Source organism: Streptomyces sp. Y1, assembly GCF_041053115.1.
In the GTDB taxonomy this organism is placed as follows: domain Bacteria; phylum Actinomycetota; class Actinomycetes; order Streptomycetales; family Streptomycetaceae; genus Kitasatospora; species Kitasatospora rubellomurina.
Window position 1 is genome coordinate 2,075,370 of sequence record NZ_CP163445.1, and the last position, 25,740, is coordinate 2,101,109.

Genomic DNA, 25,740 nt, shown 5'->3' on the forward strand with positions numbered 1-25,740 from the left:
GAGATGACCACGGCTCCCACCCCGGTGCCGGCCAACGCCTCCGCCGCCCAGCGCGGCGGGGGCGTCCCCGGCCCCGTCTCCCCCGCCCCGGCCTCGGCCCGCACCGCCAAGGCCCCCCGCCCCGGCCGCCGCCGGGCCGGCGGCAGCCGCGCCTGGCTCGCCGCCCTCCCCCTGCTGCTGTTCTTCGTGATCGGCTTCGGCCTGCCCGCCGTCGCGATCGCCATCGGCGCGTTCACCACCTCCACCGACGCCCCGGACGGCGGCGGCACCTTCACCACCGACAACCTCACCAACTCCCTCCAGGGCGCCTACTGGACGGCCCTGTGGGGCAGCGTGAAGCTGTCGCTGCTGACCGCGCTGATCGCGACCGTGGTCGGCCTGCCGCTGGCCCAGGCGGTGGCGACCTCCCGCTTCCGGATGTTCCGCGAGGCCGTGATGTCCGCCTCCGGCGTGCTCGCCAACTTCGGCGGCGTGCCGCTGGCGTTCATGTTCGTCGCCACCCTCGGCAACGCCGGCGAGGTCACCACCTCGCTCGGCCTGACCAAGCACGGCTGGAGCCTCTACACCTTCTCCGGCCTTTCGGTGGTCTACCTCTACTTCCTGGTCCCGCTGATGGTCATCACCATCACCCCGGCCCTGGAGGGCCTGAAGACCCAGTGGCGCGAGGCCGCCGCCAACAACGGCGCCACCTCGGTGCAGTACTGGCGGCACGTGGCGCTGCCCGTCCTGCTGCCCTCGCTGCTCGGCGGCTTCGTGCTGCTGTTCGGCGCCTCCTTCGCCGCCTACGCCACCGCCGAGGCCATGGTGGGCAGTTCGGTGCCGCTGATCTCGATGCAGATCGGCGACGCGCTGTCCGGCAACGTCCTGGTCGGCCAGGGCAACCTCGCCCTCGCCCTCGGCCTCGACATGATCGTGGTCGCCTGCCTGGTGATGGCCCTGTACCTGCCCCTTCAGCGCCGGAGTGCCAAGTGGCTCGCCTGATCAATCGCATCCGCTTCGGCCGCGGCCTGGTCCTGCTGGTCTGCGGGATCTACTTCGCGGTGCCGATGGCCGCCTCGCTGTGGTTCAGCATCGACGACAACAAGGGCGGGACCACCTTCCGCGCCTACACCGAGCTGCTGAACGCGCCCGGCTTCAGCGACAGCCTGGTGCTCAGCCTCGAACTCGCCGCCGTCACCGTGGCCGTGCTGCTGCTCCTGCTCGTGCCGGCGGTGCTCGCCGCCCGGCTCGGCGCGCCGAAGCTGCGCCCGGTGATCGAGGTGATGTGCTCGATGCCGCTGGTCGTCCCCGTCGTCGCGCTCACCACCGGCATCATCGGCGTGCTGCGCTGGGGCCCCGACTACCTGCAGGACACGCCGTTCTTCCAGACCATCGTGGCGATCCAGGACCCGGACTTCCCGATCGTGCTGGTCATCGCGTACGTGCTGATGGCGCTGCCGTTCGCCTACCGGGCGATCGACTCCGGCCTGCGCGGCGTGGACGTGGTCACCCTGGTCGAGGCCGCCCGCAACTGCGGCGCCGGCTGGCTGCGCGCCGTCTTCACCGTCGTCCTGCCGAACCTGCGCAGCGCGCTGCTGAACGCGGCCGTGCTCACCGTCGCCCTGGTGCTCGGCGAGTTCACCACCGCCTCCATCCTCGGCTTCGCCCCCTTCTCGGTGTGGATCAACACCAACGGCAAGAGCGACGGCCAGATGTCCGTCGCGGTCTCGATGCTCAGCCTGCTGATCGTCTGGCTCGTCCTGCTGCTGATGTCCGCCGCCGGCCGCGGCCGCAGGACCGCCCGGTCCTGAACCGCCCGGTCCTGAACCACCCCACGCTTTCCAGGAGTTCCCAGTCATGACCACGGCCACCGCCACCGCCGGCGGCGTCGCGCTCGCCCCCGGCAGCGCCACCGTCGAGTTCCGCTCGCTGCGCCGCTCCTTCGGCGCCACCACCGCCCTCGACGGCCTCGACCTGACCGTCCACCCCGGCGAGCTGCTCGCCCTGCTCGGCCCGTCCGGCTGCGGCAAGACCACCGCGCTGCGCATCCTGGCCGGCTTCGAGCAGCACGACTCCGGCGAGGTGCTGGTCGACGGCAAGGACATCACCTCGATCCCGGCGCACAAGCGCGACGCGGGCATGGTGTTCCAGTCCTACAGCCTCTTCCCGCACCTGACCGCGCTCGACAACGTCGCCTTCGGGCTGCGGATGCGCGGCACCGGCAAGGCCGAGCGCCGCAAGCGCGCCCAGGAGCTGCTGGAGCTGGTCGGCCTGCCGCACCGCGCCGAGCACTACCCGCACCAGATGTCCGGCGGCCAGCAGCAGCGCATCGCGCTCGCCCGCGCCCTCGCCCTGCAGCCGCGCGTGCTGCTGCTCGACGAGCCGCTGTCCGCGCTGGACGCCAAGGTCCGCCTGCAGCTGCGCGAGGAGATCCGCCGCCTGCAGCAGGAGCTGGGCATCACCACCCTGTTCGTCACGCACGACCAGGAGGAGGCGCTGTCGATGGCCGACCGCGTCGCGGTGCTGCGCGCCGGCAGGCTGGAGCAGTGCGCCACCCCGTCCGAGCTGTACGGCCGGCCGGCCACCGCGTTCGTCGCCGAGTTCGTCGGCACCATGAGCCGCATCCCGTGCACCCGCACCTCGGAGGGCGTCGAGGTGCTCGGCCGCCGGCACGCCGTGGACGGCGCCGTCCCGGCCGACGGCGAGCTGCAGGTGCTGGTCCGCCCGGAGAACGTCCTCCTGGCCCCGAGCGAGGACGGCCCCGCCCTGGTGGTCAACGCCTCCTTCCTGGGCGCCGTCACCCGGCTCACCGTCCGCCTCGACGACGGCACCGAGGTCAAGGCCGACCTGCCCACCGAGGCCACCGCCGCGCTGCCGGTCGGCTCGCGGGCCGAGCTCACCCTGCCGGAGCGCCCGGTGCTGGTGGACCGCCGTCCCGCCTAGAGACCCGCCCGCAGACCCGCGCAACGCGCTCTGCGAGAATCACCCGAGCTGAACCACCCCGAAGGTACCGCCATGCCTGAATCCGCCCTGTCCCCCTCCGAGGGGCTGCCCGCCGCCGTCCTGTTCGACATGGACGGCACCCTGGTCGACACCGAACAGCTCTGGTGGCAGGCCGCCGCCGAGCTCGCCGAGGAGCTGCGCCACCCGCTCACCGAGCAGGACGCCCCCGAGGTGCTCGGCCAGGCCGTCGAGCACACCGCCGCCCACCTGCACCGGGTCAGCGGCACCGAGCTGAGCGAGGCCGAACTCGCCGCCCGGCTCGGCGAGTCCTTCGCCGGGAAGGTCGCCGCCGAAACGGTTCCGCGCCCCGGCGCGCTCGCCCTGCTGGCCGCGCTGCGCGACGCCGGCGTGCCGGCCGCGCTGGTCTCCGCCTCCCCGCGCCGGGTGGTCGACCTCGTCCTCTCCGCCATCGGCCGCGACTGGTTCGCCACCACCCTGGCCGCCGAGGACACCCCGCGCACCAAGCCCGCCCCGGACCCGTACCTCGCCGCCGCCGAACGGCTCGGCCTGGACCCGGCCGTCTGCCTCGCCGTCGAGGACACCCCGACCGGCGTCACCTCCGCCAGCGCGGCCGGCTGCGCCGTGCTCGCCGTGCCCTCCACCGACGTCGCGATGCCGGCCGGCGGCCGGATCACGCTGCTCGCCAGCCTGGAGCAGGCCGACCTCACGCTGCTCGGGAAACTCTCCACCGCCCCCGTCGATTGATCCGGCCATGCCCTACGTCCTGCTCGCCCTCGCCATCCTGAGCGAGGTCTGCGCCACCAGCTGCCTCAAGCTCACCGAGGGGTTCACCCGCCTCTGGCCCAGCCTCGGGGTGGGGATCGGCTACGCGCTGTCCTTCTTCCTGCTCGGCCGGGCGCTGAAGCACATCCCGGTCTCGATCGCCTACGCGGTCTGGTCGGGGGCCGGGACGGCCGCGGTCGCCGGGATCGGCGTGGTCGCCTTCGGCGAGCAGCTGGGCCGGCTGCAGTACCTGGGGCTCGCGCTGGTGATCGTCGGCGTGGTCGTGCTCAACCTCAAGGGCAGCCACTGACGGCAGCAGGTCGATTCCCCTGCCGGGGCGGGAAGTCGAGCAATTCGACGGCCCGCCCCGGCGCTTTCGCCTACCGTGGCCGCATGACCGACCCGCGCCCGCACCACTACCGCTTCGCGCACCGCGAACTCGCCCGCCAGGTCCTGGAATTCGGCCCCCGGCTGGCCTCGCCCGCCCCGGACGGCGGGAGCCTGCTGCCCGTCCTCGTCGGCATCTGGGACGACTACGGCCGGACCCTCCCGCCCGAGCACCGCCTGCCCAGCCACGGCCTGGACTGCCGCCACCTTCAGGTCGACGGCCACCGCGTGCTGCTGGTCACGCTGCCCACCCCGACCGGCGCCGCCGAGGCGCACTTCGTCGCCGCGGTGCACCCCAAGGGGTCCAAGAAGGTCCGCTACCTCACCCTCGAACACGCCCTCAGCCCGTTCGACGGCAGCCCCGGCACCGTCCTCGGCGAGTGGGACACCAACGGTCACATCAACTACGGCCAGGGGCCCTCGCCCGTCGCCGAGCTGTTCGTCGCGGCCGTGCTGGAGAAGGTCGCCCCGAAGAAGCGCGGCTTCTGGCGCCGCTGACGCCGCCCCGGCGGTGAGCCGCCCCCCCGCTCGGAGGCCGTCACGATCCCGGCGTACGCTTCCGCCCCGTCGCACGAAGGAGCGGGGGAAGCATGGCGAGGACGGGAGGCCGGCGCGGGACGGTCGCGCTGGCGGTCGCGCTGGTGGCGGCGGTACCGGCCGGGACGTTCGGGCTGGTGGCGGTGAGCACGTACGTCAGCGGGGGTCTGGCCGTGCTCCTCGGACTGGCCCTCGGGATCGGCTGGATCGTGGGCCTGGTCCGGCTGGTCGGGGCGGGGGCGGGCTGCTGGCTGGCGGCCGTCGGCGCGCTCCTGTGGCTCGCCGCGCTGGCGTCGGTGTACTCCGCCCGGGACTCGATGATCCTCGGCGCCTCCGGGCTCACGACCACCGGCCGGGTCACGGCGACGCACGACCGCCCGCAGGGCAAGCACCCCGACTCGACGTACGACGTCGCGGACGAGCACGGCGTGCCGATCCCGAACGGCACGGTGGCCGCGCGCCTGCGCTCGCACGCGGTCGGCGACCTGCTGACCGTCCGCTACGACCCCCGGGGCGTCGCCGGGGCGCGCCTCCCGGAGAACGTCGACCTCCCCCGGGACCTGGCCGGCGCGCTCGGCGTCAACGCCTTCCTGATGGCCGCCACCGCCGGCCTCGGCGTGGCGGTCGTCCGCAACGGCCGCCCGCGCCGCGTCCCGTTCCCCCGGCCGGGCGGCGGACCCCGGCCCCGGTGAGGAGCTACCCCCGCAGCACCCGCGCCCGCAGGAAGTTGCGGCGGCCGAAGTTCGGCTCGTCGACGGCCGTCAGCTCGTCGACCTGGAAGCGGTAGAGCGCCGCCGCGCCGCCGCCGGTGAGGAACTGCCGCCGGACGTCCTCGTCCTGGGCGAAGCTCGGGAACCGCCCCTGGTACGCCGCGAGCGCGGCCTCCGCCTGCCGTCCCCAGGCCTCGCCGGCGCTGCCGGTGAGCTGGAGCCCGCGCAGCTGCTCGCCGAAGACGGGAGGCGGGAGGAACACGGTGGCGGCGGCCCGGGCCTCCTCGGCGAGGTGGCGGCTGTGCCGGGTGGAGCGCTCGCTGACGAAGTACAGGACGAGGTCGTCGTCGTGGGCGAAGAAGGCCAGGTTGGCGTGCGGCCCGCGCTCGTGGCCGGCGGTGGCGAGGGTGAGCACGATGGCCTCGCCGAGCAGCGCCTCGACGCCCTTCTCCGGGGAGCCGCCCGGCCAGTCCCCCTGCGTGATGTCGAGTCGGTACGGCATACGGCGCTCCCTCCGCTGGCAGGCCCGGCACCCGCGCCCCGGGCACGACTGAGCCGGGCGGGCACCCCCGTCGAGGGGGCGCCGCACCCGGCTCACATGCTCCACCCGCCGTCCGAAACCGGACAAGGCGAGCGGCGGAATCAGTACGACCGCGTCCCGGGGGCCGCGTACCCGCGCGCCATCACCGGCAGCTCGCCGGGGCCCAGCAGCGGGCGCAGCGCGCCGGCCCGCATCCGGTCCACCAGCGGCCCGCAGCGCCCGGCCAGCGGGGCCAGCACCAGGGCGGCCAGCGTGCCGACCAGTGCGCCGACCACGACGTCGTGCGGGTAGTGCACGCCGACCCAGACCCGGGAGGCGGCCATCAGCGCGGCGAAGACCGTGGCGACGACGCCGAGCCGCCAGGAGACGAACCAGAGCGCGATCGCGGCGGCGAAGGCGATCACCGAGTGGTTGCTCGGGAAGGACCAGTCGCCGGCGGCCGGGCAGGTCTCCAGGGAGACGCTGCCGCGGATCTGGGCGCAGGGCCGGAGCTCCTCGATCTGTCCCTTGAGGACGGAGTTGGCGGCGTAGGCGACGACCACGATCACCGGCGAGGCCAGCACCTTGGCCATCGTCGCCGAATCGGCGCCGCGCGCCCGCCACCAGGCGTAGAGCATGAAGACGGCGAACAGGCCGAGTCCGAACGCCGACCAGACCTTGATGACGTCGTTGAGCCAGTGCGGGGCGGACTGCACCCACTTGTTGACCTGCGTGTAGACGCTGCCGTCGATGCCGCTGCCGTCGTACACAGCGAGAGCCCGGGCGGGAATCACACGTCACCTCCGTGACGGCGCGCCGAACGGGCGCGGAACAGTTCGATAACGAGGGGGAGCACGGAGACAACTACTACCAGACCGATGATCGGTAGCAGATATCGGTCGATGCTGGGCACCGACGACCCGAGCCCGTACCCGGCGAGCACGACCCCGACCGTCCAGAGCGCCCCGCCGGACACCTGCCAGAGGGTGAACGAGCGAGCGGGCACTCCGAGCACGCCGCAGAGCGGGTTCAGCACCGTCCGGACCACCGGGATGAACCGGGCGAGCACGATCGCCTTGCCGTGCCCGTACGTCGCCAGCAGTTCCTCGGCCCGTCCGACGCCCTCCAGCAGGCTCCGGCGTTTCGTCCGGGCCAGCAGCGCCCGCCCGCCGCGGCGGCCGATCACGTAGCCGACCTGGGCCCCTGCCAGCGCCCCGACCAGGGCGGCGGGAAGCACCTGCCACAGGTGCAGCTGCGGGCCGCTGGTGGCGCCGGGCACGCAGAGCAGGCCGGCGGTGAACAGCAGCGAGTCGCCGGGCAGGAAGAAGCCCACCAGCAGGCCGGTCTCGGCGAACAGCACGGCGGCGATGCCGAGCGCGCCGAAGGCGGTGAGCAGCGAGGACGCGTCCAGGGGGTTGACCGCGAGGTGAACCGCGTCGACGGGGAACTGGAGCAAGGCTGGCGGACCTCCCGTACGTTGGAGGGCGGTCCGCCGCAGTTCCCGGCCGGACCGACCCTGACCGTCTACAGTGACGTAGACGGTCTACATGACTGTAGACGAAACCTGGAGGAAGCGCCGCCATGTCCGACGTACCGTCCGCCCGCCGGCCCGCCGGGGAGCTGGAGGCCGAGGTGCTGGCCGCGCTCTGGTCGGCGAGACAGCCGATGACCCCGCAGGACGTCCAGGCCGCCCTCGGCCGCGACCTCGCCCGCACCACCATCGCGACGATCCTGGCCCGGCTGCACGACAAGGGGACGCTCGAGCGCACCCGGGCCGGCCGCGCCTACGCCTACACCCCGACCGTCCAGGACACCGCCGGCCTCGCCGCCCGCCGGATGCACACCGAGCTCGGCCGCGAGGCCGACCGCTCCACCGTGCTCGCCCGCTTCGTCTCCGACCTCTCCGCCGAGGACGAGCAGCTGCTGCGCGACCTCCTCGGCGGCGACGGCCCCGGCCCCGGCCCCGGAACGGCGGCCGCGCCGTGATCTTCGCCGTCTGGGCCCCGCTGCTGCTGCCCTTCCTGGCCGCGCCCCTGGCCCGCCGCCTCGCCGAGGCACTGTCGCCCCGGGCCGCCGCCTGGACGCTGGCCGGCACCACCGCCGTCCTGGCCGGCGGCACCCTCTGCTCGCTCGGCCTGCTCGCCGCCGCCGGACTGCTCCACCTGCCGCCGGTCGCCGCCCTCGGCCACCTGTCGCTGCCCTGGCTCACCGCGGCCGCCCCCGACGCGCCACTCGCCGCCGCCGCGGCCGGGCCCGTCCTGGCCGCCCTCGCGGCGCTCGCCGTCCGCACCGCCCGGCGCCGGCAGCGGGACCTGCGCACCGCCCGGGCCGCGCTCCCCGACCACCCGGGCCCCGCCGAGGCGCCCGGCCTCCCCGCCGCCGACGCCCCGGCCGTGCGCTCCCGCCGCGCCTCCGTGCGCCGGGCGCGCACCGCGCGCGAGAGCGTCACCCGACAGCTCCGCGCGCTGCTCCGGCCGGCGGAGTCCCCGCTCGTCGTCCTGGACGACGAACGGGCCGACGCCTTCGCCCTGCCCGGCCGCCCGCAGCTGCCCGGCCGCCCCGGTGAGCCCGGCCGGATCGTGGTCACCGCCGGCATGCTGCGCGCCCTGGACGGACCGGAGCGGGCCGCCCTGCTCGCCCACGAGCGCGCCCACCTGGGCGCCCGCCACCACCTCTTCCTCGCGCTCGCCGAGCACGCCGCAAACCTCCACCCGGCGCTCCGCCCGCTGCGCGCGCCCCTCGAGTACCACCTGGAGCGCTGGGCCGACGAGGTGGCCGCCGCCCGGGTCGGCGACCGCGCCGTCACCGCCCGCGCGGTCGGCCGGGCCGCCCTCGCCGCCAGCCGCTCGCCCTGGCCGGCCCGCCCCCGGCTGGTCGCCGCCGCCCACTCCGGCCCCGTCCCGCGCCGCGTCGCCGCCCTCCTCCAGCCCCGCCCGGCCGCCGCCCCCGACACCCGCCGCCGCGCCGCCGCCCTGGCCCTCGCCGCCTGCCTCGCGCTGAGCGCCGGCGCCAGCCTGGAGGCCACCGCCGACCTGCACCACGCCGTCGAGGCCGCCCAGCACGAACCCGGCGCACAGCGGTAGACCACCGGTGCGCGCCGCTGCCGGGGCCGGTCCGCCGACAGGAGCGCGCGGACCGGCCCCCGGCCGAGTTGACGGACCCCATCCCCAGAAACGCACCGCACCCGTACGCTTTCGTCAGCGCGTCGGCCCCGGCGCGACCTCGGACGGCGCTGAGGAGCGAGGCGAGTGCGGCAGACCGGACGGCAGTCCCGACGGCCGGAGCGCCGCACCCCGCCCACCGCGGCGGAACTGGCCAAGGTGCACGAGCGCACCCTCGCCGACGCCGCCGCCCGGGAGCTCGCCCAGCCCGCCTTCGCCGACCGCGGCGGCCCCGACCCCGACAGCCCCGGCGCCCTGCTGGAGCCCCGCCCCGAGATCGGCGACTCCTGGGCCCGGCTGCGCCGCCTCGGCCTCGACCCGGACACCGGCATCACCGGCGTCCACCACCTCGGCCCGGCCGAGCTCGAACACCGCCGCCGCGCCAGCGGCCTGGACACCGTCATGCCGGTGCTGCGCGACACCGTGCTCCAGCCGGTCGCCCAGGCGCCGCTGATCCTGGCGATCGCCGACGCCGAGGGCCACGTGCTCTGGCAGGAGGGCGAGCGCGGCCTGCGCCGCAGCGCCGAGCGGATCGGCTTCCTCACCGGCGCCCGGTGGACCGAGGAGAGCGTCGGCACCAACGGCATCGCCGCCACGCTGCGCGCCCAGCGGCCGATGCACGTCCACTCCTCCGAGCACTACCTGCGCAGCCACCACTCCTGGACCTGCGTGGCCGCGCCCGTCCACGACCCGGGCACCGGGCGGCTGGTCGGCGCGATCAACCTGAGCGGCCCCGCGCACAGCGTCCGCCCGTACCTGATGCAGCTCACCGCCACCGCCGCCCGGCTCGCCGAGACCGAGCTGCGCGCCCAGCGGCTGGAGGCGCTGCACCAGCTGCGCACCCTGGCCGCGCCACTGCTCGCCCGGGTCGGCGGGCCCGCCCTGGTCGTCGACTCGGCCGGCTGGACGGCCGCCGCGGCCGGGCTGCCCGCGCCGGACCGGCTGCGGGTGCCCAGCCAGGGCTGGGCCCCGGCGGCCCTGCACTGGGTGCCGGGCCTCGGCGAGTGCGTCCTGGAACCGCTCGCGGACGGCTGGCTGGTGCGCCCCGTCCGGCGGCCCGGCGCGGACGGCTCCGGCAACGACGGCCCCGGGGCGGACGGCCCCGGCACGCCGAGCACCGAACGGGCCGAGGGCGCCCGGCTGCGGCTCGACCTGCGCCGCCCGGACCGCCCCGAACTGTCCGTCCGGGGCGCCGCCGACAGCTGGTCGCACCCGCTCAGCCCGCGGCACGCCGAACTGCTGCTCCTGCTCGCCACCGCCCGCGACGGCAGCACCGCCGCACAGCTCGCGGAGGCGCTGTTCGGCGACCCGGCACGGACGGTCACGGTGCGCGCCGAACTCTCCCGGCTGCGCCGCTACCTGGGCGGACTGCTGGCCCACCGGCCGTACCGCTTCGCCGAGTCGGTGCTGGTCACGGTGGACGGCCCGGAGGACCCGTACGACCTGCTGCCGGCCTCCTCGGCCCCGGCCGTGCGGCGGCTGCGGGCCGCGCTGGCGGCGGGCACGGTCCGGCTGCCGGGGGCCGCGCCGTCAGCCGTCCCGCAGCCGCGGGGGCCGGGGCGCGGGGCTCAGCAGGGGCCGGCGAGCAGCGCGGCCAGCTGGGCGTCGGTCGGGCCGCAGTCGCGCTCCTGCTCGACGGAGACCAGCGCGTAGGTGCGGTCCAGCCAGGCCCGGACCCGGGGCATCGAGGCCTCCAGCAGGGCGCTGCCGTGCGGGGATTCGAGCGCCAGGTGGAGCGTCGAACCGTGGCAGGGGCAGTAGGCCGGCCACAGCTTCACGTCACCCTGGCCGCTCAGCATGCGCAGGCCGTCGCGCAGCAGGTCGCGGGAGAACACCCAGTCCGCCTCGTCCGGGCGCCCCAGGTGGAAGGTCAGCAGCACCTCGTACGGGCGGGCGGCGTCGAACCGGAACCGGGTGCGCACCTCGCCGACCACCTCCTCGCCCAGTGAGATCCGCAGCATCAGCACCTCCTCCACCGCCGCCGGAGCGGCGGTGGAGCCCTCCCCATCGCCGCCCGTGGGGGTGGCGGCGAGGGGTGCACTGGAGGCTGCGGACAGCGGGTCGGGCGGCATGACGGTCTCTCCGGGACGGCGTGGATTGACCTCAGCCTGCGTCACCGCGACCCGGCGGGCAAGGGTTGCAAGAGGGTTGCAATCACCATCGGCCGACCGGTCCGGCCCGGCGCCGGAGTTATCAGACGGACCGTCAATTCTCGTCCGGTGAACGAGTGTCCACGAAGTGGATGGAAGGCGTCCACCGTTCGGCCACCCGCTGGTACGCTCTCCCCCTCCCGCGCGGGAGGGCGACCCCTCCCCTGCCCCCAACGGCCGGGCACGGGACGCCCCGTGGTGCATGGGAGAATGCTGCGACGCGACGGCGACTTCGGGGAGGGAGAGGTCCGGTGGCGGTACCCGAGGACACCGTGCGGGACGTGCGGGACGTGCGGTACGAGCCCGCGCAGCACGGCCGGCACGGACGGCCGCGCCCGTTCGGCGGCCGGTTCCGGCTGCCCACCCTGCGCTTCTCCGGCGCCGCGATGGCGATGTCCACCGTGGTCGGCATCAGCATCGCCACCACCCTCCTGCTGAACGAGCAGCAGGGCGTCGGCCGCCGGGCGCCGGGTGTGGCCCGGGTCGGCACCACCCCGCCGCCCACCCCCGGCGCCACCGACCTGGCCGGGGCCACCGAGGCCGCCGACGCGCGGGACCAGGCCCCGCCGCCGTCCGGCCGGCCCCCGGCCCACCCCACCCGCCACCCCGGGAAGGGCCCGGCCGCGGCCGGCGACCGGCCCACCCCGATCGTGCCGCCGGCCGGCGGGCAGACCGCCGTGCACGACGCCCCCGGCCAGGACACCCCGCTCGCCGGGGCGGAGGGCACGCTCCCGGGCCCGCAGCAGCCGAGCACCCCGCCGGGCGCCGGACCGGCGACGCCCTCGGCCACCGCGTCGCCCTCGGCCACCGCGTCGCCCTCCGCCTCCGTCTCGCCCCCGCCGCCCGCGCCCGCCCAGCACCCGCACGCCGCCCGGCCGCTCGCCCCCGGGCCGCTGCCCGGCGCCACCGCCCCGGCTCCGGCCCCGGCGCCCGCGCCTGTGCCGGTGCCCGCGCCCGTCGTGGACGCCGGCGACCACCCGGCCGACGCCGCCGCTACCGCCGACGCCACCGACGCCGACTCCGCCCCCGGGCTGACCGGCGTCGCCCGGCGCACCCCGATCGGCCCGGACGGCCTGCGGCACCGGCTCGACCTGACCGTCACCGAGCCGGTCACCGCGCTGCAGGCCGAGTTCCGGCTCGCCCCGGGCGAGTCGGCCCCCGGCAGCGGCTCGGCCTGGACCGACCTGCCGGGCGCGGTGGTCACCGCCCAGCAGGAGCGCGGCACGCTGGTGTACCGCTTCACCACCCCGCCCGGCACCGACGTCCGCCCCGGCCGCTACGGCTTCACCGTGCACGGCGGCCGCCCGGCCGCACCGGCCTCCGCCCCGACCGCTCCGGCGGAGAGCTGGAACGCCGCCGCCTTCGGCATCCACCACCCCCGGGCGGTCGCCGCCCTCGGCGGCTTCGCGACACCCGTGCCGCAGCCCGCCACCCGCTGACGCCGGAACTGCCCGCCCGACCGACGATCCGACAGGTCACCGCCCCGGCCGGGCTCGTCCCGGTACGGCCGTTCGTTACTGTGGGCAGCACCCGGCCCGGCGGCCTCGCCCGCCCCGGCCGGGCCGTCGCCCCGCATCCGAGGAGGAGTCCGTGTCCACCGTCCTGCCCCCGGGCGGCAACGCCCCGCTGACCGCCCCGCGGGTGACCGTCGAGGTCACCGCGCCCAAGGCGCTGGACGTCTCCGCCCTGCTGCTGGCCGACAACGGCAAGGTCCGCTCGGACGCCGACTTCGTCTTCTTCAACGCCCCGCACGGGCCCGGCGTCAGCCTGCGCCCGGCCGCCGCGGGCGCGCCGGACGCGATCACCGTCGACACCGCGGCCGTCCCGGCCGGCATCGAGAAGATCGTGGTCACCGCCAGCCCCGCCGACCAGAGTTCGACCTTCGCCGGGATGGAGCCGACCGCCACCGTCCGCGACGCGGACACCGGCGCCGTCCTGGTCACCTTCACCCCGGCCCGGCTCGGCCTGGAGACCGCGCTGATCGTGGTCGAGGTCTACCGGCGCGGCGGCGCCTGGAAGGTCCGCGCGGTCGGCCAGGGCTACGCGGACGGCCTGGCGGGCATCGCCACCGACTTCGGCGTCACCGTCGACGACTCCCCCGCGGCCGCCCCGGCCGCCGAACCCGCCGCCGAACCCGCCGCCGCGCAGCCGATACCGCCCGCGCCGGCCGCACCGACCGCACCGCCCGTCGCACCGCCCGTCGCGCCGCCGCCGCCCGCGCCCCCGGTCGACCCGCGGGTGGGCTTCACCACCGCGACGCCGCTGCCCCCGGCCCCGCCCGTCGCGCCCACCCCGCCGCCCGCCGCCCCGCCGAGCACCCCCAAGGTCACCCTCGACAAGGGCCGGGTCAGCCTGGTCAAGGGCAGCTCGGTCTCGCTGGTCAAGAACGGCCGCCCGTACCTCTCCTCGGTCCGGATGGCCCTGGGCTGGGAGTCCGCCGGCCGGGGCCGCGACATCGACCTGGACGCCTCCTGCCTCGCCTTCGACGCGCAGCACAAGCGGTTGGAGACGGCCTGGTTCATGAAGCTGAACATCTTCAACGGCTCGATCGCCCACTCCGGCGACAACCTGGTCGGCGGCGAGGGCGGCGACGACGAGTCGATCACCGTGCACCTGGAGGGCCTGCCGGCCGAGGTCCAGGCCCTGGTCTTCGTGGTCAACTCCTTCTCCGGCCAGAAGTTCACCGAGGTCCGCAAGGCCTACTGCCGCCTGGTGGACGTGAAGTCCGAGGAGGAGCTGGTCCGCTTCGACCTCACCCACTCGGAGCCGTACACCGGCGTGGTGATGTGCAAGCTGGTCCGCCGCCCGTCCGGCGAGTGGGAGATGACCGCCCTCGGCGAGTTCGTCGACGCCAAGACGGCCCGGGGCATGATTGAGCCGTCCGCCGCCCTGCTCTGATCCCACCGCCCCAACGTCACGGTCACGCCCGTGAATTCACCCTCCTGAGGCATCAAGTCGTCCACGGACCGGCTCGATCAACCTTCAGGGGGGTGAAGCACGTTCTCCCCCGCACCCGTTGCACCCGCTGCACCGTTGAGGAGAGACCGTGCCACGCCTCCTGTCCCGCCTCGCCGTCGCCGGCTCCGCCGTCGCCCTCGCCGCCGGCCTGATCTCCCCCACCGGCGCCCGGGCCGCCGCCCGCCCGACCCCGCGCCCCGCCACCCTCCACTGGGCCGCCCTCGGCGACTCCTACACCGCCGGTGTCATCGAGGCCACCGGCGACCTGACCGAGCCCCGCGACGGCTGCGCCCGCACCGAGCTCTCCTACCCCGAGGTGATCCGCCGCGACCTCGGCTCCCTGGCCGACCTGCACGACGTGAGCTGCGGCGGCGCCACCACCGAGAACGTGTACGCGACCAAGCAGAGCCCGATCGGCCGCCCGCTCCCGCCGGACGGTACGGACCCGAACGCGCCCTACCCGCCCGTCCCGCCGCAGATCGACGCCGTCTCCCCGGACGCCGACGTCATCACGGTCGGCGTCGGCGGCAACGACCTCGGCTTCGCCCAGATCCTCAAGGACTGCATCGAACTCGGCGCCGCCGGCCACGGCCAGGGCACGCCCTGCAAGGACAAGTACGACGCGAGCCTGCCCGACCGCCTGCAGCGGCTCGGCAGCGGCTACGACGCCATGCTCGACTCCCTGCACGCCAAGGCGCCGGCCGCCCGGGTCGTCACGGTCGGCTACCCGCACCTCATCCCCGAGGACGCCGCCCGCTGCCGCTACGGCGACCTGCAGCAGTTCGCCACCTTCACCACCGGCGACCTCGCCTGGGCCCGCACCGCGATCCTCGAACCGCTCAACGGCGTCATCGCGGCCCGAACCGCCCGCCACAGGGACACCTTCGTCGACCTCTACCCCGGCTCCACCGGCCACAGCGTCTGCGACCCCGACCACTGGCTCGACGGCATCCTGACCAGCTACCTCCCCCTCAGGTACGCCCTGGTCCACCCCAACGCCACCGGCCAGGCCCACATCGCCGCCCAGGTCGAGGACGCCCTCCTCGCCACCTGACCGACCGACAAAACCAGTTGCCACCGGCCGCCGCTCCCCCCATCCTGACCGGATGCTCATCCGCGAAGCCACCCCCGAGGACTGGCCGGCCATCTGGCCCTTCTTCCAGCAGATCGTCGCCGCCGGCGAGACCTTCCCCTACCCGCTCGACATGCCCTCCGAGCTCGGCGCCGAGTGGTGGATGCTCGCCGCCCCCAGCCGCACGGTGGTCGCGGTGGACGAGGCCGGCCGGATCGTCGGCACCGCCAACATGAACCGCAACCGCCCGGGCAACGGCTCCCACGTGGCCAGCGCCAGCTACATGGTCGACCCGGCCCACCACGGCAAGGGCATCGGCCGGGCCCTGGTCGAGTACAGCCTCGACTGGGCCCGCGCGGCCGGCTTCCGCGCCATGCAGTACAACGCCGTCGCCGCGAGCAACCACCACGCCGTGAAGCTCTACCAGTCCCTCGGCTTCACCATCGTCGGCACCGTCCCCGACGCCTTCCACCACCCCACCGAGGGCTACGTCGGCCTCCACGTCATGCACCGCCCGCTGTAGCGCAGCGCTCACACCATCGGGTGAAAGTCCGCCGTGCACGGCATAACCGGCCCGAAGGCGAATAGCGTGACGCTCCCCTGAAGGAGGGGCATCATGAGTGCTGTGGCGCATGAGCAACCGATCACGGGCTCCCCATCGCAGGCCGACATCCTGCTGGAGAGCTTCCTGAGCCTGCACTCCCCCGAAGGCTTCCGAGCCGAGCTCATCGAGGGAGAGATCATCGTGGCACCACCGCCGGACGGCGATCACGAGGACCACATCAGCCACCTGATCACGCAGGTGATCCGGCGGTCCAAGACCGACATGAGCGTGTCCGGCGGCAAGGGGCTCCGTCTCGTCAGCGGCGGCCTTTGCCCGAAGAACCACGTCGTTCCCGATCTCACGTTCGCCCCCGAGGAGCTCCGCCTGTTCCGGGGTGCCCCATCCTGGATGGAGCCGGACGGCGTCGCCATGGTGGTGGAGGTGACCTCCGGGAAGCCCGACCAGGACCGGATCGCCAAGCGCCACTGCTACGCCCGGGCCGCTATCCCGCTCTACCTCCTCGTCGACCGCGAGAAGGCGCAGCTCAGCCTCTTCGGCAAGCCGCACCGCGAGGAGTACACCGAAGTCCACCTCGCCGCCTTCGGCGAACCCCTCGCCCTTCCGGAGCCCTTCGACTTCGACCTCGACACCAAGCCGTTCCTCTGACCACGCACGACGGCCCGCACCCTCCGTCAAGGGTGCGGGCCGTCGTGGCGTTCCGGGCGTGCCGCAGGCTAGCTGCGGGTGGCCATGGCGCGCAGGAAGAAGGTCAGGTTGGCCGGGCGCTCGGCGAGGCGGCGCATGAAGTAGCCGTACCACTCCTGGCCGTAGGCCAGGTAGATGCGCATGGTGTTGCCCTCGGCGGCCAGGCGCAGCTGCTCCTCGGGGCGGATGCCGTACAGCATCTGGTACTCGAAGGAGTCCTTGGTGCGGTTGTTCCACTCGACCAGCTGGCCGGCGATCTTGATCATGTTGGGGTCGTGGGTGGCGACCTGCGGGTAGCCGTCGCCGGCCATCAGGACCTTGAGCGCGCGGACGTACGCGAGGTCGACGTCGTGCTTGCCCTGGAAGGCGACCGACTCGGGCTCCTTGTAGGCGCCCTTGCACAGGCGCACGCGGGAGCCGGCGTGGGCGAGGTCGCGGCAGTCGCCCTCGGCGCGGCGCAGGTAGGCCTGCACGACGACGGCGACGGACGGGAAGTCCACGCGCAGGTCGCGCGCGATGGAGAGCTGGCCGTCCGCCATGGTGTGGTCCTCGGCGTCGAGGCTCGCGGTGATGCCGATCTTCGCGGCGGCCTCGCAGATGCGGTGGGCGTTCTCCAGCGCGATCTTCTCGCCGTCGACGGGCAGCGACTGGCCCACGGCGGTCAGCTTGATGGAGACGTCGGCGCCGGCCGCGATGCCGTTCTCCTCCAGGGCCTTGAGCAGCAGGAGGTAGGCGTCGGTGGTGGCGGTGGCCTGCGAGACGTCGAGGGTGTCCTCGCCGAGGTGGTCGAAGGTGACCGTGCGGCCGGTGGCGATCAGCTCCTTGTACGCGGCGATGGCCGGGTCGAGGGCGTCACCGGCGACGAAGCGGTCGACGATCGCGTGGGTGAGCGGGAACTTCTCGACCATGGTGCGGATCTGCGGGGACCGCGAGGCCGCGAGAAGGGCGGTACGGAGCATCGTGACTCCTGGGCTGTGTTTCCAAGGATGGCAGAAGGGCCCGGGCGGCGGCCACGGGGGTGGGGCCGCCGCCCGGGGGTGCGACGCCGGGCTGCGGGACGGGGCGTCGCGGGGAGGCCGCGGGGTCGGAAGGAGCGCCCCCGCGGCCTTGGTGGGCCTGGTCAGCCCATGTGCGGGTAGCGGTAGTCGGTCGGCGGGACGAAGGTCTCCTTGACCGAGCGGGTCGAGGTCCACCGCGCGAGGTTCTGCTTGGCGCCGGCCTTGTCGTTGGTGCCGGAGGCGCGGCCGCCGCCGAAGGGCTGCTGGCCGACGACGGCGCCGGTCGGCTTGTCGTTGATGTAGAAGTTGCCGGCGGCGAAGCGCAGCTTGTGCATCGCGTCCTGGGCGGCGGCGCGGTCCTGGGAGATGATCGAGCCGGTCAGGCCGTAGGCCGACACGGACTCCATCTGGGCCAGCATCTCCTCGTACTTCTCGTCCTCGTAGACGTACACGGCGAGGATCGGGCCGAAGTACTCGTCGCGGAAGTACTCGCTGGCCGGGTCCTGGCAGACGAGGACGGTCGGGCGGACGAAGTAGCCGACCGAGTCGTCGTAGGTGCCGCCCGCGATGACCTCGACCGAGGCGTCGGCCCGGGCGCGGTCGATGGCGGCCTTGTTCTTGGCGAAGGCGCGCTCGTCGATGACGGCGGACATGAAGTTGGACAGGTCGGTGACGTCGCCCATGGTGAGGCCGTCGACCTCGGCGGCGAACTCGTCCTTGAGGCCGGCCCACAGCGAGGCGGGGACGTAGGCGCGGGACAGCGCCGAGCACTTCTGGCCCTGGAACTCGAAGGCGCCGCGGGTCATGGCGGTCTTCAGCACGGCCGGGTCGGCGGACGGGTGGGCGACCAGGAAGTCCTTGCCGCCGGTCTCGCCGACGATCCGCGGGTAGGTGCGGTAGCCGGCGATGTTGTTGCCGACCTCGCGCCACAGGTGCTGGAAGGTGGCGGTGGAGCCGGTGAAGTGGATGCCGGCCAGGGCGGGGTGCTTGAGCGCGACGGCGGAGACGTCCAGGCCGTCGCCGGTCACCATGTTGATGACGCCCTTGGGCAGGCCGGCCTCCTCCAGCAGCTGCATGAGCAGGTGCGCGGAGTACTGCTGGGTCGGGGACGGCTTCCACAGCACCACGTTGCCCATCAGCGCGGGCGCGGTCGGCAGGTTGCCGGCGATCGCGGTGAAGTTGAACGGGGTGATGGCGTAGACGAAGCCCTCGAGCGGGCGGTGGTCGCTGCGGTTCCACACGCCGTCCGAGGAGATCGGCTGCTCGGCCATGATCTGGCGGGCGAAGTGCACGTTGAAGCGCAGGAAGTCGACCAGCTCGCAGGGGGTGTCGATCTCGGCCTGCTGGGCGGTCTTGGACTGGCCGAGCATGGTGGCGGCGGCCAGGGTCTCGCGCCAGGGGCCGGCCAGCAGGTCGGCGGCCTTGAGGAAGATCGCGGCGCGCGAGTCGAAGGAGAGCGCCTGCCAGGCCGGGGCCGCGGCCAGGGCAGTGTCGATGGCGTCCTGCGCGTCGGCCTGGGTGGCGTTGCGCAGGGTACCGAGGCGAGCCGCGTGGTTGTGCGGCTGGACGACGTGGATCTCGGTGCCGCCGCCCATCCGGCGCTCACCGTTGATCGTCATGGTCAGCTGGACCGGCTCCTGGCCGCCCAGCTCCTTCAGCTTGGCCTCCAGGCGAGCCCGTTCCGGGCTGCCGGGGGCGTAGCTGTGGACCGGCTCGTTCACCGGCGCGGGGACCTGGGTCACAGCGTCCATAGAGCGCACGCTCTCCTTCGATCGTGGGGGGGGTTGCCGACGCGGATTGCACGCCGGTCACAGTCACGAACGCTATTCCTGACCGCCCGGCCACATGATTGGCCGGGCGGCTAAATTCCCCCGTACGGCGTTGTCCGGCCCGACGAACACGATCACGTCCGGGTCACGGCCGGCCCTCCCGTCACCACGGCCTCAGCTCCCCGCCCCGGCGCTCGCCTTCTGGCCGTTGACCTCCGCCGCCCGCGCCGCGACCTCCTCCACCACCGGTCGCCGCGCCGCCTCGTAGGCCGCGAGGGCGCCCGGCAGGTCGGGGTGCGAGGCCAGACAGCGGGCCAGTTCGACGGCGCTCTCGACGGCCAGCGAGACCCCCTGGCCGGAGCTGTTGGACGGGGCGTGCACCGAGTCGCCGACCAGCACCAGGCGGCCGCGGTACCAGTGCGGCACGGACGGCATGATCTCCAGGCGCGGGAAGACCTCGATGGTCGCGGCGTCCGCCTCCGCCAGGACGTCCCGGGCGGGCAGGTCGTCCGCGTGCAGCTCGCGCGCCAGCGCCAGCCACTCCTGGCGCGAGGTGCCGCGGGCCTGCTCGGGGCTCAACTGCTCGGGCTGCGGGATGTTGCTGAACCAGGTCGTCCCGGCGCCGTCCGGCAGCGCCCAGTAGCCGAAGAACGCCCGGCCGCCCTGCGCGAAGTGGACGGACTCGGCGCGCCCGGGCACCCCGTCCAGCCGGTGCGCGCTGTGGCCGCCGACGCCGATCAGGCCGGTGTACTGCGGGCCGGGCGCGGCCGGGTCGATCAGCTCGCGGACGACGGAGCGGGTGCCGTCGGTGCCGATCAGCAGGTCGCCGTCCGCCGTGCCGCCGTCCGCGAAGCGGGCGGTGACGCCGGTCGGGCCCTCGTCGACGCCGACCAGCCGCTTGCCGTACCGGACGGGGACGCCCTCCTCGCGCAGCCGCCGCTGGAGCACCGTGTACAGCTCGGCGCGGCGCATCACCCGGCCGCCGACCGGGATCTCGGCGTGGACGCCGCCCTTCCCGTCCTCCAGGACCATCCGATGGATCAGCTGCCCCACTGCGCCGACCTCGGCCCCCAGCCCGACCGCGGCCAGCGCGGCGAGCCCGTTGGGAGCGATCATGAAGGTGCCGCCGATGCCGTCCGCGGAGGTCGGGTAGGCCTCGAAGACCTCCGCCTCGATGCCGGCCTTGCGCAGCGCCAGCGCCGTCACCGGCCCGGCGATGCCGCCGCCGATGACCAGGGCCTTGCGCGCCGTAGGTGTTCCGCTCATTGCAGGCTCCTCATGAACTCCCGCAGGGTCCGGTTGAACTCCGGTTCCCCGATCTGCGCGATGAGCCTCTCGGTGTAGCGGCGCTCGGCCTGCAGCATCGCGAGGGCGAACTCCTCCTCGACGACGAACATCGGGTGGACGCCCATCTCCTCGCCCTTGTGCAGCAGGGCGCGCGAGGCGTCGATCCGTTCGTCCAGCGCCTCCAGGCGCCGGCCGAGCAGTTCGGCCGACTCCTCGGTCGGAAGCACCACGAGCAGGCACAGGGCGACCCCGAACGCCGGGTACTCGTCCTGCGGTTCGGAGAGCCACTCGCGCATCCAGTCGAGCATCTCCGCCTGACCCTCGGGCGTGAGGGCGTAGACGGTGCGCTCCGGCCGCTGGGTGTCGCGGACGGTCTCCTGCTCGGCGACGAACCCGGCCTTCCGCAGCTGCTCCACGACCATGTAGAGCGAGCTGCGGTTGTACTTCACGTTGCGGTCCTTGCCGTGCTCCTTGAGCCGGCGCCCCATCTCGTAGGGGTGCATCGGTTCGGCTCCGAGCTCGGCCAGGACCACCAGGGCCAGCGGGTTCGAGACCTTGCGTCGCTTCGCCATGAGAGCGTTCCTCATCACTTGGTCGGTACTGACTATCCATTCTCAGATAGTCGATGTCAACTATTCAGGGCTGACCAAGCGCGCCTCTGTCCGGCTGGCTAAAATCGACCCCAGGGCACTGTCCGCCCGGACGAAACGATGGAGGCACCGCGTGACCACCCCCGGCCTCCCGCTCCGCCAGCTGCTGATGTCCCTCGGCGAGCCGCTGGTCGAACTCCAGGCCGCCCCCCAGGGGTTGGACGTCCCCGTCCGCGACGTCGCGATCCTCGACCCGGAGGACCCGCCGGTCGCCGCCCCCGGCGAACTCGTCCTCGCCATCGGCGCCCGCGGCCGCGCCGCCCTGCCCGCCCTGCGCGCCGCCGGCCGGGCCGGCGCCGCCGCCGTCGCCGTCAAGCTGGACGCCCCCGGCCAGGCCGACCCACTGCGGGAGGCCGCCACCGAGGCCGGCGTCGCCCTGCTCTCGGTGCGCCGCGAGACCCGCTGGGAGCACCTCGACTCGCTCGCCCGCGCGATCATCGCCGGCACCGACCCGCCGGACGCCGCCGGCGCCCCCGAGCCCAACGCGGGCGACCTCTTCTCCCTCGCCCAGACCGTCGCCGTGCTCACCAACGGCATCGTCTCCATCGAGGACACCTCCAGCCGGGTGCTCGCCTACTCGCGCTCCTCCGACTCCGACGAGGTCGACGACCTGCGCCGGCTCTCCATCCTCGGCTGGCAGGGCCCCGAGCCGTACCTGTCCAAGCTCCGCGAGTGGGGCATCTTCCAGCACCTGCGCAGCTCGGACGCCCCGATCGCGGTCGAGCCGCACCCCGAACTCGGCCTGCGCCGCCGGCTCGCGGTCGGCATCCGGGCCGGGGCGCAGCCGCTGGGCACCATCTGGGTGCAGGAGGGCGCCCAGCCGCTGGCCCCGCTCGCCGAGCAGGCGCTGGTCGGCGCCGCCCGCGTCGCGGCCGCCCAACTGGTGCGCCGCCGCCGCGAGTTGTCCGCCGACGTCCGGCTCACCCAGACCCTGCTGACCGGCCTGCTGGAGGGCTCCACCGGCCCCCAGTCGCTCGCCACCCACCTCGGCCTGGACGTGCGCCGCCCGGCCACCGTGCTCGCGTACGGCGCGCACACCACCGAGGCGCTGCACCGCTCCGACGTCACCGGCCTGATCTCGGTGCACACCGCCGCCCGGCACCGCACCGCGCTGCTCGCCCCGATCGAGTCCCGGGTGTACGTGCTGCTGCCCGAGCTGCCGCCCGGCCTGCCGATGAGCACCGTCCGGGACTGGGCGCACGAGGTGGTGCAGGCCGCCCGCGACCACCTCGGCGTCCCGCTGCGCGCCGCGATCGGCTCCACCGTGGACGGCCTCGCCCAGGTGCCCGACTCCCGCGCCCAGGCCGACCGCATCCTCGACGCGATGGGCCGCGGCGGCGTGGACCTCGACGTCGCGGCGCTGATCGACGTGCAGGCCGAGGTGCTGGTCAGCGAGATGGTGGCGCTGCTCCAGGAGCGCACCGGCCTGCGCGACCCGCGGCTGACCGCGCTCACCGCCTACGACCGCCGGCACGGCACCCGGCTCGCCGAGTCCGTGCTGGCCTGGCTGGACGCACTCGGCGAGGTCCGGGTCGCCGCCGACGCCCTGCACATCCACCCCAACACCCTGCGCTACCGGGTGCGCCGCGCCGAGCAGTTGACCGGCATCGACCTCGCTCAGCCGCAGCAGCGGCTGCTGGCGATGCTGCAACTGCGGCTGCCCGCGGACGAGTAGTCCACGGGCAGCCACCGGCATGACGAACCGTCAGGCGCCGTACCCCTGGCCCCGCTTGTGCTCGTTCAGCCGCCGCCACGGCCCGCTGATGGCCAGCTGGATGCCCGGCGTCTGGATGTTGGCGAACAGCGTCCGCCCGTCGTCCGAGAACGTCACCCCGGTGAACTCGCTGAACTCCGGGCTGTCCGCGCTGCCGATGTTCAGCTCGTTGCGGGCGATCGGGTAGACCAGCCCGTCCTCGGTGGCGCCGAACAGGTGCGAAACGCCCTCGCCGTCCTCGGCGATCACGATGCCGCCGTACGGCGAGACGGTGATGTTGTCCGGGCCGTCGAAGTTGTCGTGGTCGCCCCAGGTGTCGGTGTTGACGCCCAGCAGCACCTTCAGGGTGATGGTGCGGCGGTTCGGGTCGAAGAACCAGACCTGCCCGTCGTGCTGCAGCGGGCTCTCCGAACGGGCGTAGCTGGAGACGAAGTAGAAGCCGCCGTCACCCCACCACATGCCCTCCAGCTTGCGGGCCCGGGTGACCTCGCCGTCCTTGAACTGCTTGCGCACCGAGACGGTCTTCGCATCGCGGTCCTGGACCTTCACCCAGTCCACGCCGTACACGGTGCCGACCTGGACCGCCCGGGAGAGGTCGTCGACGAACTTGCCGTGCGAGTCGAAGACCTTGAAGGCCTCCAGCACCCCGGCGTCCTCGGCCAGGGCGCGCAGCCGGTACCGGCCGTGCGTGAAGCCCGCCGGCGGGGTCCAGCGGTAGAGCAGCCCGTTGGGGTTGCCCGCGTCCTCGGTCAGGTAGACGTGGCCGCGCTTCGGGTCCACCACGACGGCCTCGTGCGCGTAGCGGCCGAAGGCCTTCACCGGCCGCGGGTCGCGGTTGTAGTCGTCGTCGAAGGGGTCGACCTCGAAGACGTACCCGTGGTCCTTGGTGAAGCCGTTCTTGCCGGCCCGGTCCTCGGTCTCCTCGCCGGACAGCCAGGTGCCCCACGGGGTCACGCCGCCGGCGCAGTTGGTGGCGGTGCCGGCGATGCCGACCCACTGCTCGACCGAGCCGTCCCGCTTGGCGTGCACGATCGTGCAGCCGCCGGCCGCGCCCGGGTCGTACACGTGGCCCTCGGTCAGCGGCACCGGGTACGGCCACTTGGCGCGGGCGCCGGCCAGCTCGTGGTTGACGACCATCAGGTTGCCGCCGTGCTCGTCCTCGAAGGCGGAGGTGCCGTCGTGGTTGCTCGGGGTGAACTCGCCGGTGCGCAGCCGGGTGACGCCGGCCCGGTTCAGCACCTTGTACGAGAAGCCCTTCGGCAGCGACAGCAGCCCGGCCGGGTCCGGCACCAGCGGGCCGTAGCCGATCGCGGCGCCGCCCGCCGCGTTGGTCCCGGCGCCCGCGGCCGCCGGCGCCTCCCCGCCGACCGGGGCGGCGATCGCGCCCGGTGCACTGGCCAGTGCCTCGGCGCTGCCGGCGATCAGCACGCCGGCCCCGACGACGGTGGAACGGTTGACGAAGTCCCGGCGGGACAGCGGCATGGCAGCAACTCCTGAGGTGAGCGGGGTGTCGGGGCGGGTTCGCCGACGCCCAGCAGGCTCCGCCGCAGGGGTGAACCGGGCATGGCGCGCAGGTCGCGCCCGGACGTCCATTTGCCAACCCGTGGTCGACGCATGACCTCCGCTTTACCTCGCGCACCGGCGGGCCTCAGCCCGCCCGCGCCGCCAGCCACTGCTCCCAGGCCGCCAGCCACAACTGCTCGGCCAGCCGCTGCTCCTCCCACTCCCGCGCCCCGCCACCGGCCGGCCGCTCCCGCCACAGCTGCTCCCAGGCCCGCTGCGCCGGCAGGCTGGCCACCTCACTGGCGAACACCGTGTACCGCACGACCTCCTCGACCGCGGCCGCGCCCGCCGCCGTGCCGATCAGCCAGTGCGTCTGCTGGGACAGCCGGTTGAGGTGGTCGACCATCGCGGTCACCGCCGCCACCGCCTCCTCCCGGCTCTCCGTGGCGAGCCGCATCTGCTGGCGCACCGCCGCCTCCCAGCGCACCGCCCCGACCTCCCCGCGCAGGTGACGCGGCAGCCGCGGCGTGCGCCCGGCCCGGACCTGCGCCTCGATCGCGGCGGTCTCGGCGACGGACTGCGCGACCAGCGCCCGGTGCGCCTCCAGGCCGATGACGGGCGGCAGTTCGCGCTCCTCGACCGGCACGTGCCGGGCCCGCCGGGAGGCGAGGTCGCGCAGCAGCTCGGTGCGCCCGCGCAGGTGCCGCTCGAAGTCCCGGATGCCGCCCAGCTCCACGCCGCCGGGCGCCACCCCGCGCCCGCACACCGTCACGGTCTGCCCGCCGACCCGCAGCCGCCCGGCCCACACCGGCCCGGCCCCGTCCTCCCCCGGGTCGCCGGGCCAGAGCACCGGACGGTCCTCGTGCAGCTCCACCGAGCGCGGCTCGCCGTCCACGGTGATCCACTCGCGCAGCGCCCGCACCCGGCCCGGCCCGTCCCCCTCGTCGATGCCGGACTGCTCGTAGAGCCGGTCCCGCTCGTCCTCGACCACGTCCTCCAGCTCGGGCAGCGACTCGCAGCCGTCCGCGCCCGGGCGGTAGCTGCGCACGGTCACGTACGGGCCGGCCGCGGACGCCCAGTCGCCGCACTGCACCTCGACCCAGCACACCCGGCCGCCGCAGCTGTCGAAGCCGGCCAGCGCCTCGCCGCCGCGCGCCGGGCCGGCGGCCACCCCGTACACCGGGAAGTCGACCCCGGCCAGGGCGCGGCGGGAGAACTCCTCCTGCTCGGCGAACCGGTCCGGGGCCGCCGGGCCCTCGACCGGGTCGCGGCCCATCGGAACGGCGGCGCGATCGGGCGCCGCCCGCTGGACGTTCCGGTCCTGGGGCCCGCCGCCGATCTCCCGCGCCATCCTGTGCCGCACCCCCGGT

The 25,740-nt window shown here is 74.6% G+C and carries 26 protein-coding genes; 16 read left to right on the forward strand and 10 right to left on the reverse strand.

Annotation, left to right across the window (positions count from 1 at the left end; translation table 11 throughout):
* Nucleotides 1–3 precede the first annotated feature (3 nt).
* The 7 genes from AB2U05_RS08630 to AB2U05_RS08660 all read left to right on the forward strand — a co-directional run bounded on the left by AB2U05_RS08630 (nt 4) and on the right by AB2U05_RS08660 (nt 5,321).
* Nucleotides 4–981: an ABC transporter permease gene (locus tag AB2U05_RS08630; RefSeq protein WP_369182931.1), complete on the forward strand. Its 978-nt coding sequence runs from the start codon at nt 4–6 to the stop codon at nt 979–981.
* A 65-nt stretch (nt 982–1,046) separates the two neighbouring features.
* A complete protein-coding gene (locus AB2U05_RS08635; protein WP_107073153.1) occupies nt 1,047–1,790 on the forward strand; it encodes an ABC transporter permease in 744 nt (247 codons plus the stop codon).
* Nucleotides 1,791–1,836: 46 nt separating this feature from the next.
* Complete coding sequence (locus AB2U05_RS08640) at nt 1,837–2,922, forward strand: ABC transporter ATP-binding protein (protein ID WP_045703192.1); 1,086 nt, start codon at nt 1,837–1,839, stop codon at nt 2,920–2,922.
* Between the two features lie 72 nt (nt 2,923–2,994).
* A complete protein-coding gene (locus tag AB2U05_RS08645; protein WP_045710489.1) occupies nt 2,995–3,687 on the forward strand; it encodes an HAD family phosphatase in 693 nt (230 codons plus the stop codon).
* A 7-nt stretch (nt 3,688–3,694) separates the two neighbouring features.
* Nucleotides 3,695–4,015: a multidrug efflux SMR transporter gene (locus AB2U05_RS08650; protein ID WP_045703195.1), complete on the forward strand. Its 321-nt coding sequence runs from the start codon at nt 3,695–3,697 to the stop codon at nt 4,013–4,015.
* Between the two features lie 83 nt (nt 4,016–4,098).
* Nucleotides 4,099–4,590: a hypothetical protein gene (locus AB2U05_RS08655; protein WP_045703197.1), complete on the forward strand. Its 492-nt coding sequence runs from the start codon at nt 4,099–4,101 to the stop codon at nt 4,588–4,590.
* Between the two features lie 92 nt (nt 4,591–4,682).
* A complete protein-coding gene (locus AB2U05_RS08660) occupies nt 4,683–5,321 on the forward strand; it encodes a DUF3592 domain-containing protein (RefSeq protein ID WP_369182932.1) in 639 nt (212 codons plus the stop codon).
* Between the two features lie 4 nt (nt 5,322–5,325).
* On the opposite strand, the gene AB2U05_RS08665 is transcribed toward AB2U05_RS08660, so the two are convergent.
* The 3 genes from AB2U05_RS08665 to AB2U05_RS08675 form a co-directional block, all read right to left on the reverse strand.
* Complete coding sequence (locus AB2U05_RS08665) at nt 5,326–5,841, reverse strand: pyridoxamine 5'-phosphate oxidase family protein (RefSeq protein WP_369182933.1); 516 nt, start codon at nt 5,839–5,841, stop codon at nt 5,326–5,328.
* A 140-nt stretch (nt 5,842–5,981) separates the two neighbouring features.
* On the reverse strand, nt 5,982–6,629 hold the full coding sequence (locus AB2U05_RS08670) for a phosphatase PAP2 family protein (protein WP_244179014.1): 648 nt from the start codon (nt 6,627–6,629) through the stop codon (nt 5,982–5,984).
* A gap of 20 nt (nt 6,630–6,649) precedes the next feature.
* A complete protein-coding gene (locus AB2U05_RS08675; RefSeq protein ID WP_045703205.1) occupies nt 6,650–7,315 on the reverse strand; it encodes a DedA family protein in 666 nt (221 codons plus the stop codon).
* Between the two features lie 125 nt (nt 7,316–7,440).
* Here AB2U05_RS08675 and AB2U05_RS08680 point away from each other — a divergent pair, with 125 nt between their 5' ends.
* The 3 genes from AB2U05_RS08680 (at nt 7,441) to AB2U05_RS08690 (ending at nt 10,673) form a co-directional block, all read left to right on the forward strand.
* Entirely contained in the window at nt 7,441–7,845 is a 405-nt protein-coding gene (locus AB2U05_RS08680; protein WP_045710485.1) for a BlaI/MecI/CopY family transcriptional regulator, read from the forward strand.
* On the forward strand, nt 7,842–8,942 hold the full coding sequence (locus AB2U05_RS08685; RefSeq protein WP_369182934.1) for a M48 family metalloprotease: 1,101 nt from the start codon (nt 7,842–7,844) through the stop codon (nt 8,940–8,942). Before AB2U05_RS08680 ends, AB2U05_RS08685 begins: the two co-directional genes overlap by 4 nt.
* A gap of 165 nt (nt 8,943–9,107) precedes the next feature.
* Nucleotides 9,108–10,673, forward strand: a complete 1,566-nt coding sequence (locus tag AB2U05_RS08690) for a GAF domain-containing protein (protein WP_369182935.1) — start codon at nt 9,108–9,110, stop codon at nt 10,671–10,673.
* Here AB2U05_RS08690 and AB2U05_RS08695 read toward each other — a convergent pair.
* Nucleotides 10,589–11,092, reverse strand: a complete 504-nt coding sequence (locus tag AB2U05_RS08695) for an SsgA family sporulation/cell division regulator (RefSeq protein ID WP_052706634.1) — start codon at nt 11,090–11,092, stop codon at nt 10,589–10,591. The genes AB2U05_RS08690 and AB2U05_RS08695 overlap by 85 nt on opposite strands.
* Before the next feature lie 329 nt (nt 11,093–11,421).
* Between AB2U05_RS08695 and AB2U05_RS08700 the strand changes: the two genes are divergently transcribed.
* From AB2U05_RS08700 to AB2U05_RS08720, 5 genes are all read left to right on the forward strand, one after another.
* On the forward strand, nt 11,422–12,609 hold the full coding sequence (locus tag AB2U05_RS08700; RefSeq protein ID WP_369182936.1) for a hypothetical protein: 1,188 nt from the start codon (nt 11,422–11,424) through the stop codon (nt 12,607–12,609).
* Nucleotides 12,610–12,760: 151 nt separating this feature from the next.
* Nucleotides 12,761–14,068, forward strand: coding sequence for a TerD family protein (locus AB2U05_RS08705; RefSeq protein ID WP_369182937.1), 1,308 nt, complete (start codon nt 12,761–12,763; stop codon nt 14,066–14,068).
* 148 nt (nt 14,069–14,216) lie between these two features.
* The gene (locus tag AB2U05_RS08710; protein ID WP_369182938.1) at nt 14,217–15,182 is read left to right on the forward strand and encodes an SGNH/GDSL hydrolase family protein; all 966 of its coding nucleotides are present in this window, start codon (nt 14,217–14,219) and stop codon (nt 15,180–15,182) included.
* A 52-nt stretch (nt 15,183–15,234) separates the two neighbouring features.
* The gene (locus AB2U05_RS08715) at nt 15,235–15,723 is read left to right on the forward strand and encodes an N-acetyltransferase family protein (protein WP_369182939.1); all 489 of its coding nucleotides are present in this window, start codon (nt 15,235–15,237) and stop codon (nt 15,721–15,723) included.
* 93 nt (nt 15,724–15,816) lie between these two features.
* The gene (locus AB2U05_RS08720; protein WP_369182940.1) at nt 15,817–16,410 is read left to right on the forward strand and encodes a Uma2 family endonuclease; all 594 of its coding nucleotides are present in this window, start codon (nt 15,817–15,819) and stop codon (nt 16,408–16,410) included.
* 68 nt (nt 16,411–16,478) lie between these two features.
* Here AB2U05_RS08720 and AB2U05_RS08725 read toward each other — a convergent pair whose 3' ends face one another.
* From AB2U05_RS08725 to AB2U05_RS08740, 4 genes are all read right to left on the reverse strand, one after another.
* Nucleotides 16,479–17,408 (reverse strand): proline dehydrogenase family protein, encoded by a 930-nt coding sequence (locus AB2U05_RS08725; protein WP_045702871.1) that lies wholly within the window; start codon nt 17,406–17,408, stop codon nt 16,479–16,481.
* A gap of 161 nt (nt 17,409–17,569) precedes the next feature.
* Nucleotides 17,570–19,198: an L-glutamate gamma-semialdehyde dehydrogenase gene (pruA, locus tag AB2U05_RS08730; protein WP_369182941.1), complete on the reverse strand. Its 1,629-nt coding sequence runs from the start codon at nt 19,196–19,198 to the stop codon at nt 17,570–17,572.
* Between the two features lie 192 nt (nt 19,199–19,390).
* Nucleotides 19,391–20,482: an FAD-dependent oxidoreductase gene (locus AB2U05_RS08735; RefSeq protein ID WP_369182942.1), complete on the reverse strand. Its 1,092-nt coding sequence runs from the start codon at nt 20,480–20,482 to the stop codon at nt 19,391–19,393.
* Nucleotides 20,479–21,075, reverse strand: a complete 597-nt coding sequence (locus tag AB2U05_RS08740) for a PadR family transcriptional regulator (RefSeq protein WP_045702875.1) — start codon at nt 21,073–21,075, stop codon at nt 20,479–20,481. The genes AB2U05_RS08735 and AB2U05_RS08740 overlap by 4 nt, the downstream gene beginning before the upstream one ends.
* 151 nt (nt 21,076–21,226) lie before the next feature.
* On the opposite strand from AB2U05_RS08740, the gene AB2U05_RS08745 reads away from it, so the two are divergent.
* Entirely contained in the window at nt 21,227–22,828 is a 1,602-nt protein-coding gene (locus tag AB2U05_RS08745) for a CdaR family transcriptional regulator (RefSeq protein ID WP_244179007.1), read from the forward strand.
* A gap of 30 nt (nt 22,829–22,858) precedes the next feature.
* Here the strand turns inward: AB2U05_RS08745 and AB2U05_RS08750 are convergent, their stop codons facing one another.
* Both AB2U05_RS08750 and AB2U05_RS08755 read right to left on the reverse strand, forming a co-directional pair.
* Nucleotides 22,859–24,349 carry an alkaline phosphatase PhoX gene (locus tag AB2U05_RS08750; protein ID WP_369182943.1) on the reverse strand — a complete coding sequence of 497 codons (1,491 nt, stop codon included), beginning with the start codon at nt 24,347–24,349 and terminating at the stop codon, nt 22,859–22,861.
* 166 nt (nt 24,350–24,515) lie between these two features.
* Nucleotides 24,516–25,733 carry a hypothetical protein gene (locus AB2U05_RS08755; RefSeq protein WP_157882243.1) on the reverse strand — a complete coding sequence of 406 codons (1,218 nt, stop codon included), beginning with the start codon at nt 25,731–25,733 and terminating at the stop codon, nt 24,516–24,518.
* Between the last annotated feature and the right edge of the window lie 7 nt (nt 25,734–25,740).

Bases quoted from the DNA above. Each gene is read 5' to 3' on its own strand.
- AB2U05_RS08665 (WP_369182933.1), bottom strand. From the start codon at position 5,841: ATGCCGTACCGACTCGACATCACGCAGGGGGACTGGCCGGGCGGCTCC.
- AB2U05_RS08660 (WP_369182932.1), top strand. From the start codon at position 4,683: ATGGCGAGGACGGGAGGCCGGCGCGGGACGGTCGCGCTGGCGGTCGCG.
- AB2U05_RS08630 (WP_369182931.1), top strand. From the start codon at position 4: ATGACCACGGCTCCCACCCCGGTGCCGGCCAACGCCTCCGCCGCCCAG.
- AB2U05_RS08725 (WP_045702871.1), bottom strand. From the start codon at position 17,408: ATGCTCCGTACCGCCCTTCTCGCGGCCTCGCGGTCCCCGCAGATCCGC.
- AB2U05_RS08640 (WP_045703192.1), top strand. From the start codon at position 1,837: ATGACCACGGCCACCGCCACCGCCGGCGGCGTCGCGCTCGCCCCCGGC.
- AB2U05_RS08720 (WP_369182940.1), top strand. From the start codon at position 15,817: ATGAGTGCTGTGGCGCATGAGCAACCGATCACGGGCTCCCCATCGCAG.
- AB2U05_RS08750 (WP_369182943.1), bottom strand. From the start codon at position 24,349: ATGCCGCTGTCCCGCCGGGACTTCGTCAACCGTTCCACCGTCGTCGGG.
- AB2U05_RS08655 (WP_045703197.1), top strand. From the start codon at position 4,099: ATGACCGACCCGCGCCCGCACCACTACCGCTTCGCGCACCGCGAACTC.
- AB2U05_RS08680 (WP_045710485.1), top strand. From the start codon at position 7,441: ATGTCCGACGTACCGTCCGCCCGCCGGCCCGCCGGGGAGCTGGAGGCC.
- AB2U05_RS08635 (WP_107073153.1), top strand. From the start codon at position 1,047: ATGGCCGCCTCGCTGTGGTTCAGCATCGACGACAACAAGGGCGGGACC.
- AB2U05_RS08650 (WP_045703195.1), top strand. From the start codon at position 3,695: ATGCCCTACGTCCTGCTCGCCCTCGCCATCCTGAGCGAGGTCTGCGCC.
- AB2U05_RS08740 (WP_045702875.1), bottom strand. From the start codon at position 21,075: ATGGCGAAGCGACGCAAGGTCTCGAACCCGCTGGCCCTGGTGGTCCTG.
- AB2U05_RS08695 (WP_052706634.1), bottom strand. From the start codon at position 11,092: ATGCCGCCCGACCCGCTGTCCGCAGCCTCCAGTGCACCCCTCGCCGCC.
- AB2U05_RS08735 (WP_369182942.1), bottom strand. From the start codon at position 20,482: ATGAGCGGAACACCTACGGCGCGCAAGGCCCTGGTCATCGGCGGCGGC.
- pruA (WP_369182941.1), bottom strand. From the start codon at position 19,198: ATGGACGCTGTGACCCAGGTCCCCGCGCCGGTGAACGAGCCGGTCCAC.
- AB2U05_RS08715 (WP_369182939.1), top strand. From the start codon at position 15,235: ATGCTCATCCGCGAAGCCACCCCCGAGGACTGGCCGGCCATCTGGCCC.
- AB2U05_RS08645 (WP_045710489.1), top strand. From the start codon at position 2,995: ATGCCTGAATCCGCCCTGTCCCCCTCCGAGGGGCTGCCCGCCGCCGTC.